This window comes from Kitasatospora sp. NPDC048540 (assembly GCF_040651175.1).
GTDB lineage: Bacteria > Actinomycetota > Actinomycetes > Streptomycetales > Streptomycetaceae > Kitasatospora.
This window is the reverse complement of record NZ_JBEZIR010000207.1, coordinates 1-8,137: the sequence shown is the minus strand read 5'-3', so window position 1 is coordinate 8,137 and position 8,137 is coordinate 1. Positions and strand designations below refer to the sequence as shown.

The window sequence follows — 8,137 nt, the reverse complement described above, 5'->3', positions numbered from 1 at the left end:
TTCGACTTCACCCGGCGCAAGGCCGAGGAGCTGGTCTCCGAGGTGGACGGGTACGGCGCCGGGTGCCGGGCCCGCCCCCGCCGGTAGGGTTGGCAGGGTGAGCACCTGCACCACGCTGTCCCGTGAGCTGACCGAGCCACTGGCCGCCACCGCGGCGACCGCCGCCACCTGGCTGCTGGTCGAACAGGCCGGGCCGTGGGGCGCGAAGGCGCTCACCGAGAGCCATCTGGACCCGGAGCTGGGCAGCGCCCTGGACCGGGCCGCGGCGGGCACCGGCGTCCGGGTCGCCCTGATCCGGCGCCCGGGCCGGCACGCCGACGCGCCGCCCGCCCCGCGGCACCAGGTGATCGTCGCGCACACCCGGCCGGGCGCCTCCTGGGTCCGCCGGCTGACCGTCGCCGACCCCGCCGAGCTGCTCGGCCTCGACCTCGCCGCGCTCGGCGCCGGCGACCACGGCGGCCTGGGGGCCGAGCACCGCGGCGACCCGATCGCCCTGGTGTGCACCAACGGCCGCCGCGACCGCTGCTGCGCGCTGCTCGGCCGCCCGCTGGCCGCCGAACTGGCGGGCGCCGGCCTGGGCGAGGTCTGGGAGGTCACCCACCTCGGCGGCCACCGGTTCTCCCCGACCATGCTGGTGCTGCCGTTCGGGTACGCGTACGGACGCCTCAGCGGGGCCGCGGCCAAGGAGGTGCTGACCGCGACGGCGGGCGGGCTCACGGTGCCGGAGTTCTCCCGCGGGCGGTCCTGCTGGGACCGGCCCGGCCAGGCGGCCGAGCAGGCGGTGCGGGAGCTGACCGGCGAGACCGGGGCCGAGGAGCTGACGCTGGTTCAGCGGGTGGACGGCGACGGCCGCTGGGACGTCGAGGTGGCGCACCGGGACGGCCGCCGCTGGCGGGTCGCGGTGACCGCAGGAGCCAGTGAGCCGCCCAGGCCGGAGAGTTGCGGCAAGGCGCCCGGTCGGCCGGTGCGGATGGACGTGGTCGCGGTCGATCCCCTCTGACGGGTCTTCGGCGGATCGGGGCGAAGGGGCGGGTGGCGGGCGGTGATGCCCGGCACCCGCCCTTCGGCATGCCCGGGCAGGGCGGGCGACACGCCCAGCGACACGCCCGACCGAACGTTCCGACGCCTCCACAAACGTGAGACAACCCACAGTGACCGAGCAGTCACGTACATGACATGCTCGGCAGCGAAAGCCAACCGGCTCTGATTCAAAGGAGAACAGTGCCATGATGTCCCGTATCGCAAGTCTGGTGGCAGCAACGGCCGGGATCCTCGCCCTCGCGGCGGGCCCATCCAGCGCCACGGCCCCGGTGGAGCCGTCCTGTCCCACCCTCGCCAACGTCCCCTGCGCCTGGCACCAGCCGACCGGCTCCGGAATCGTCGGCTCGGCCCGGATCAACGCCGCCGGCAGCCAGCTGACCACCCTCCGGGTCGAGGTGAAGATCCAGCGCGCCTGGGGCAGCCCGTGGGAGACGGTGGCCTCGGCCACCCGGATCCAGAGCGGCTCGGTCCAGGTGAGCACCCCGGCCGTCACCACCGAGTTCCTCTCCCAGGTCTGCGCCACCGGGGGCCCGGCCGGACGGCCCGAGCTCCAGGCGACCACCTGCACCAGCCCGCACTGACAGCGGGCCACCCGCACGGGAGTCCGGCCGGCCCGGGCACGGACCCGCCGGCCGGACTCCCACCGCGCCCCCTGCCCAGCGGAGAGGTGCAAGTGTAATGTCACACGGCATGACTCCCTCCCGCCAACTCCCGCTGGCCGCCGCACTGCTCGGCACCGCCGCCCTCCTCGCCGCACCACCCGCCGCCGCTGCTGCTGCGGCCACCCCGGCCGGCTGCCGCACCACCGCCGTGGCGCCCGACCGCGAACAGAGCCGGCTCCAGGACCCCAGGACCGCCGCGCTCACCGCCCGGGCCGGGCTGACCACCTTCACCACCCGGTTCCCGGCGGCCCTGTGCAGCGTCCGCAATCCCGCCGAGGCCGGGCAGTTGATGGACGCGTGGGGCGAGGCGCTCTGGCAGTCCGCCGTCGACCGCGCCCAGGGCCGCCGCCCGGGCGGCGACCTCGCCCAGGGCGACGACCGCCCGCTGTACTGGACCAGGGTCACCATGACCACCCAACTCGCCGCCTGGCAGCCGGACTTCCCGGTCGACCGGGCGGCCCTGCGGACCCGCTTCGAGGACGCCTCGCGCGGCCTGACCGCCAACGGGTTCACCGGCGCACCGGGCGTGCGGCGGATGTTCATCAGCGGCTTCGACCCGTTCGGCCTGGACGGCGACGTCCGCACGGCCAACCCCTCGGGCTCCGCCGCGCTGCGGCTGAACGGCCGCCAGGTCACCCTCGCGGACGGCAGCCGGGCCGAGATCCGCGCCGTCGTCCTGCCGGTCCGGTACGCCGACTTCGACCAGGGCATCGTGGAGCGCGCGTTCGGCCCGCGGATGGCGGCCGGCCCCCGCAGCGCCGACCGGATCACCACCATCAGCCAGGGCTACCCCGGACTGTTCACCCTGGAGGCCTGGGCCGGACGGGCCCGCTCCGCCGACCCGTACCCGGACAACCAGGGCGCGCTCGCCGGCGGCAGCTACGACCACCCGGTGGACGCCCCCGGCCTCGGCCCCGGCCCGGAGTTCATCGCCACCACCCTGCCGACCGACGCGATGACCCACGCCACCCAGACGCCCTACCCCGTCCTGCTGAACACCGAGGTCACCGAGATACCGGCGGGCGGCAGCGGGCCGGTGGACCGCGCCGACGGCCCGACCCCGGGCTCCCGGGCGGTGGCCGGCGGAGGCGGCGGCTACCTCTCCAACGAGGTCGCCTACCGCAGCAACCGGCTCCGGCTGGAACTCGACCCGGCCCTGCCCGGCGGGCATCTGCACACCCCGGTCCTGACCGGTCTGCCGGCCGACCGCGACCGGCTCACCGGCCCCGAGTTCGAGCGCAACGAGAACGAGATCACCGCGGAGATCCTCACCATCCTGACCTCCTGAGCTCCTGAGCTCCCGACCTCCCAGGCCCGCGCGTCCGCGCGTCCGCCCGGGGCCGGCGTGACCGCTACACCGCGCCGGCCCCGGTCAGCGACCTGACCTCCAGCTCCGCGTACGCCTCCGGGTCCGGCTCCTCCCGCGAGGTGAGCGAGCCGACCCAACCCGCCAGGAAGCCCAGCGGGATCGAGACCAGCCCGGGGTTCTCCAGCGGGAACCAGTGGAAGTCCACCCCCGGGAGGACCGAACCCGGAGCGCCGGAGACCACCGGCGAGAAGGCCACCAGCACCACCGCCGGCACCAGCCCGCCGTACACCGACCAGACCGCGCCCCGGCTGGTGAAGCGCCGCCAGAACAGGTTGAACAGCAGGGTGGGCAGATTGGCCGAGGCCGCCACGGCGAACGCGAGGCCGACCAGGAAGGCCACGTTCAGCCGCTGGGCGAACAGGCTGAGCACGATCGCGGCGGCACCGATCACCACCGCGGCCGTCCGGGCCGCCACCAGCTCCTGGCGCTCCGTCACCTCCCGCTCGTCGGGCCGCCGCCAGGCCCGGGCGTACAGGTCGTGCGCAAAGGCGGCCGAGGAGGCCAGGGTCAGCCCGGCCACCACGGCGAGGATGGTGGCGAACGCGATGGCCGAGATCAGGGCGAACAGCACCACACCCGCCGTCGAGCCGGCGCCCCCGCCCAGGTCCAGCGCGAGCAGCGGAACGGCCGTGTTCCCGGCCGGGTTGGCCGCCCGGATGGCCGGTGCGCCGACCAGCGCGCCCGCGCCGAGTCCGAGCACCACCGCCATCAGGTAGAACCCGCCCACCAGGGCGATCACCCAGACCGTCGACCGGCGGGCGGCTCGCGCGGTGGGCACGGTGTAGAAGCGGCTCAGGATGTGCGGCAGCCCCGCCGTGCCCAGGACCAGCGCCAGCCCGAGACTGACGAAGTCGATCCGGCTGGTCGGCCCGCCGCCGTACTTCAGTCCCGGTTCGAGGTAGGCCGCCCCCGCGCCGCTGCGGTGCGCCGCGGAGCGCATCAGCTCCGCCACGTCACCGTGGAAGCGGGCCAGCACCAGCACCGTCAGCAGCACCGAACCGGCCAGCAGCAGCAGCGCCTTGACGATCTGGATCCAGGTGGTGGCGCGCATCCCGCCGACCGTGACGTACACGATCATCAGGGTTCCGACGCCCACGATCGTCCAGGCCTTGGCCGCCCCGGCGCCGGTGCCCAGCAGCAGCGCCACCAGACTGCCGGCCCCCACCATCTGGGCGATCAGGTACAGCAGGCTGACCACCACACTGGCGGCGCCGGTGGCGGCCCTGACCTGCCGTCGCCGCATCCGGACCGCCAGCACGTCGGCCAAGGTGTAGCGGCCGGTGTTCCGGACCAGTTCGGCGACCAGCATCAGCACCAGCAGCCAGGCGACCAGGAAGCCGATGCTGTAGAGCACCCCGTCGTAGCCGTAGAGCGCGATCAGACCGGTGACGCCGAGGAAGGAGGCGGCGGAGAGGTAGTCGCCGCACAGCGCCAGCCCGTTCTGCAGCGGGCCGAAGCCGCGGCCGCCCGCGTAGAAGTCCTCGGCGGCCTGGCCGCGGCGTCCGGCCCAGAGCGTGATCACCAGGGTGACCAGCACGACCACCGCGAACAGCGCCACCGCCAGGCCGTGGTGCCCACTGGTGTCCGCCGTGGCCGCGACGGTCGTCACCTCGGGCGCGGCGGCGGTCGGGGCGAGGGTGCCGCTCACCGCAGCTGGTCCTGGGTGTCCCAGCGCAGCCCGAGGGCGGCGCGGTCCCGCTCGGTCCGGGCGTTGCGGGCGTACAGCCACGTCAACAGGAAGGTGGAGGCGAACTGGAGCAGGCCGAGCACCCAGGCCACGTTCACCGGACCGGCCACCTGGCGGCGCATCAGGTCGGGCGCGGCGGCCTGGGCGCAGACGTAGAGCAGGTACCAGCCGAGGAAGAGCCCGGTGGCGGGGAAGGCGAATCCCCGGTAGCCGCGGCGGATCTGCTGGAAGGCCGGGCTCTGCTGAACCGAGCGGTAGACCTGACCGGCCTCGACGGCGGCGGGGGCCGCGGGGGCCGCGGGGGCCACGACGGATGGCGGCACGGGTCTCGGGGATCTCGGGGACGCGGGCTTCGACGGCGCTGCGGACGGCGCGGGTTCCGGCGGCGCCGGGGTCGGCGCCACCGGCCGTGCTGCGGGGGCGGCGGACGGTCCGATGGCCGGTGTCGTGGGTGCGGCCGACGCCGGAGGTGCGGCCGGCGCCGCGCCGGACCGGGCGGATGCGAACTTTCCGGGCCCGGATCCGGGCCGGGCCGCCGGGAGGCGCCTCCGGGGTCCCGGGCGCCGCGCGGGCCCGGCGGCCCACCAGTCGAACCTCTCCTGCTGTGCCACTGGTACTCCACGGCCGGGACGCTCCGTGCGGGGCGGGCGTCGGGTTCGCCGCCCGGAGGGGGTGCTTCCGGTCGTGCGCTGACGGCACCAGGATCCGCGCTCCCCGGCCCTGCCGGGCCTGGTTGCAGATACGTTCACCCAATCAGGTGAGGGCCAGTCAGATCACGAACTGCGCCGGATTCCGTGCCGGAAGGCGTAGGCCACCGCCTGCGCGCGGTCCCGTACCGCCGTCTTGGCGAACAGGTTGTTGATGTGCGTCTTCACCGTGGCCTGGCTGACGAAGAGCTCCCCGGCGATCTCCGCGTTGGACAGGCCGTCGGCGATCAGGGCCAGCACCTCGGCCTCCCGTACGGTGAGCCCGTCCGGCAGCGCGGCGGGCGGCTGCGACTGCGACTGCGACTGCGACTGCGACTGCGGCACGGGAACCGGCGAAGCCACCGGGTGGCCGGACGGCGTCCCGGGCGCCGGTGCCGCGGGCGTCCCGGAGAGACGGTCCAGCAGCCGCCGCTGGACCTGCGGCGAGAGTGCGCCGGCGCCGGAGCGGACGTCGGCGACGGCCCGGGCGATCTCCTCCGCCCCGGCGTCCTTGGTGAGGTACCCGCGGGCGCCGGCCTGCAGCGCGGGGAAGAGCGAGTCGTCGTCGGCGTAGGTGGTGAGGACCACCACCTCGATGGCCGGATGGGCGGCCCGGATCCGGCGGGTGGCCTCGACGCCGTCGCAGCGCGGCATCCGAAGGTCCATCAGGACCACGTCGGGGGCGAGTTCGGCGACCATCCGGACGGCCTCCTCGCCGTCGCCCGCCGCCCCGACCACCTCGATGCCGGGCAGCAGTCCCAGCAGCATCACGATTCCCTCGCGCACCACCGTCTGGTCGTCCGCGACCAGCACCCTGATGGGCCGCTCCCCGCTCACGCCGGCACCCTCAGCAGCACCCGCCATCCGCCGTCCACCTCGCCCGCCTGCAGTTCTCCGCCGAGCAGTTCGGCCCGCTCGCGCATCCCGAGCAGACCGTACCCGCTGCCGCTGGCGGCCAGCGCGCCGGCCGGGGCGCCGCGCGGCGGACGGCTGTTGCGGACCTCCAGTTCCACCACGTCGGCCAGGTACGCGACCCGGATCCAGACCCGCCCGCCCGGGGCGTGCTTGCGGACGTTGGTGAGCGCCTCCTGTGCGGTCCGCCGCACGGCCAGCCCGGCCTCGGCGGCCAGCGGCCTGGGCGTGCCCTCGACCGAGAGCACGGCCTGCTCGCGCCCGGCCAGCTCCGCCAGGAACTCGCCGACCGGGGTCAGTTCGCCGCGCAGGGCCGACAGTGCCTGCCGGGTCTCGGCCAACCCCTCCTGGGCCATCCGCCGGGCGGCGACCACCCGTTCGCGCACCTGCTCCCGTTCGGCGCCGCCGTCCAGCATCAGCCGGGCCGCCTCCAGGTGGACCAGTTGCGCGGAGAGGCTGTGCGCCAGGACGTCGTGGATCTCCCGGGCGATCCTGGCCCGTTCGGCGAGCGCCGCGGACTCGGCCTCCGCGACCCGGGCGGCCCGCTCCTGCTGGAGCAGCCTGCGCTGGGTGCCACGGGCCTCCGCGTCCAGCCGCAGCAGCCAGCCGAGCAGCCCGAGGCCGCCCGCCGTGGCCATCCCGGCGAGCAGCGGCTCGTCGCCCAGCGCCGCGTAACTGCCGAGCGCGGCCAGTGCGGTGGGCAGCCCGGCGGCCCGCGGCAACCGGATCAGCGCGGTGATCCCGAGCCCGCACCACAGCACCCCGGCGAGGACGTCCGCGCCGCCCTCCTTCGCCAGCGCGGCGATCACGAGCAGCGCCGCGGCTGCGAGCAGCGCGCCCCGGATCCGCCGGCCCCGGGCGGCCCGGAAGAACAACGCGAACAGCACGACGGCCGAGACGATCCAGCCGGCCGCGACCACCGCCGCCCACCCGGTGAACCGGTCGTCGGCGAAGGTGCTGGTGAGCGTCGCCGCGAGCAGGACCAGCCGGCCCACCAGGCCCAGCGCCTGCCGGGGCCGGGTCGGCCGGTCCCCGCCATGGGCGTCGGTCGCCGGCCAGCCGGTCCAGATCTCGTGGTCCACCTCGGGTCCCTCCGGGACGGTGATGCGGGGGTCAGGCCGCTACGTCGTACCTGTGCTCGAGCCGCTGCACCCGCCGGTTCACCACCAGGCCGCGCACCAGCAGCAGTCCGGCCAGCGAGAGCAGCAGCGCGCTGCTGCTCTGGTGCACGTGCAGGGCCACGCCCAGCCCGTACCAGCCGAGCCGCAGCACAATCATGCCGACCCAGGCGGCGACGGTCGCCTTGGTGCCCTTGGCCCAGACCGAGCCGTCGGCCTCGCGCCACAGCCTGACGGTCCAGCCCCAGACGCAACCCATCGCCAGGACCGTCGCCACGGAGGCGGCCAACAGGCCGGCCGCGGCCGCCCGGTGGGCCGGGTCGACCAGCTGCGGGTCCCGTACCGCGAGGACCGCCAGCACCACCGGGAGCACCCACAGGCGCCGGTCGGTGTCGACCTTGCGCGCACGCAACTGCCTGGTCACCACCAGGGCGATCACCGCGAGGACGACGAGGACGTTGACGAGGCCGCTCATGGCGGATTCTCCGTTCGGACGGGGGTCTGCACTACGTCCTCGACGCTACGGATCCGCGTCGCGCCGGTCCTCGGAGCACGGGTGGAACAGAACGGCGCCGGGCGCGGTCCGGTTCGTGCAGCAGCCGCAGTCCGGCCCGGCGCGCGGCCGTCCGGTCCCGGTCGCCCATCAGCTCGCGGGCGAGCCC

Annotated in this window: 8 protein-coding genes; 3 read left to right on the top strand and 5 right to left on the bottom strand. The window is 75.4% G+C overall.

Annotation, left to right across the window (positions count from 1 at the left end):
- The first annotated feature begins 97 nt into the window (after nucleotides 1–97).
- The 3 genes from AB0D08_RS39295 (at nucleotide 98) to AB0D08_RS39285 (ending at nucleotide 2,991) form a co-directional block, all read left to right on the top strand.
- A complete protein-coding gene (locus AB0D08_RS39295) occupies nucleotides 98–1,000 on the top strand; it encodes a sucrase ferredoxin (protein ID WP_359895129.1) in 903 nt (300 codons plus the stop codon).
- Between the two features lie 226 nt (nucleotides 1,001–1,226).
- Nucleotides 1,227–1,622: a hypothetical protein gene (locus AB0D08_RS39290; protein WP_149038355.1), complete on the top strand. Its 396-nt coding sequence runs from the start codon at nucleotides 1,227–1,229 to the stop codon at nucleotides 1,620–1,622.
- Nucleotides 1,623–1,731: 109 nt separating this feature from the next.
- Nucleotides 1,732–2,991 carry a hypothetical protein gene (locus tag AB0D08_RS39285; RefSeq protein ID WP_033822463.1) on the top strand — a complete coding sequence of 420 codons (1,260 nt, stop codon included), beginning with the start codon at nucleotides 1,732–1,734 and terminating at the stop codon, nucleotides 2,989–2,991.
- Nucleotides 2,992–3,055: 64 nt separating this feature from the next.
- Here AB0D08_RS39285 and AB0D08_RS39280 read toward each other — a convergent pair whose 3' ends face one another.
- The 5 genes from AB0D08_RS39280 to AB0D08_RS39260 form a co-directional block, all read right to left on the bottom strand.
- Entirely contained in the window at nucleotides 3,056–4,681 is a 1,626-nt protein-coding gene (locus AB0D08_RS39280; protein WP_051813269.1) for a cation acetate symporter, read from the bottom strand.
- A 35-nt stretch (nucleotides 4,682–4,716) separates the two neighbouring features.
- Nucleotides 4,717–5,196 carry a DUF485 domain-containing protein gene (locus AB0D08_RS39275; RefSeq protein ID WP_359895131.1) on the bottom strand — a complete coding sequence of 160 codons (480 nt, stop codon included), beginning with the start codon at nucleotides 5,194–5,196 and terminating at the stop codon, nucleotides 4,717–4,719.
- A gap of 336 nt (nucleotides 5,197–5,532) precedes the next feature.
- The gene (locus tag AB0D08_RS39270; RefSeq protein WP_359895127.1) at nucleotides 5,533–6,309 is read right to left on the bottom strand and encodes a response regulator transcription factor; all 777 of its coding nucleotides are present in this window, start codon (nucleotides 6,307–6,309) and stop codon (nucleotides 5,533–5,535) included.
- Nucleotides 6,279–7,439 (bottom strand): histidine kinase, encoded by a 1,161-nt coding sequence (locus tag AB0D08_RS39265; RefSeq protein ID WP_359895125.1) that lies wholly within the window; start codon nucleotides 7,437–7,439, stop codon nucleotides 6,279–6,281. Before AB0D08_RS39265 ends, AB0D08_RS39270 begins: the two co-directional genes overlap by 31 nt.
- A 31-nt stretch (nucleotides 7,440–7,470) precedes the next feature.
- A complete protein-coding gene (locus AB0D08_RS39260) occupies nucleotides 7,471–7,950 on the bottom strand; it encodes a CcdC protein domain-containing protein (protein WP_051813260.1) in 480 nt (159 codons plus the stop codon).
- Nucleotides 7,951–8,137: the final 187 nt, after the last annotated feature.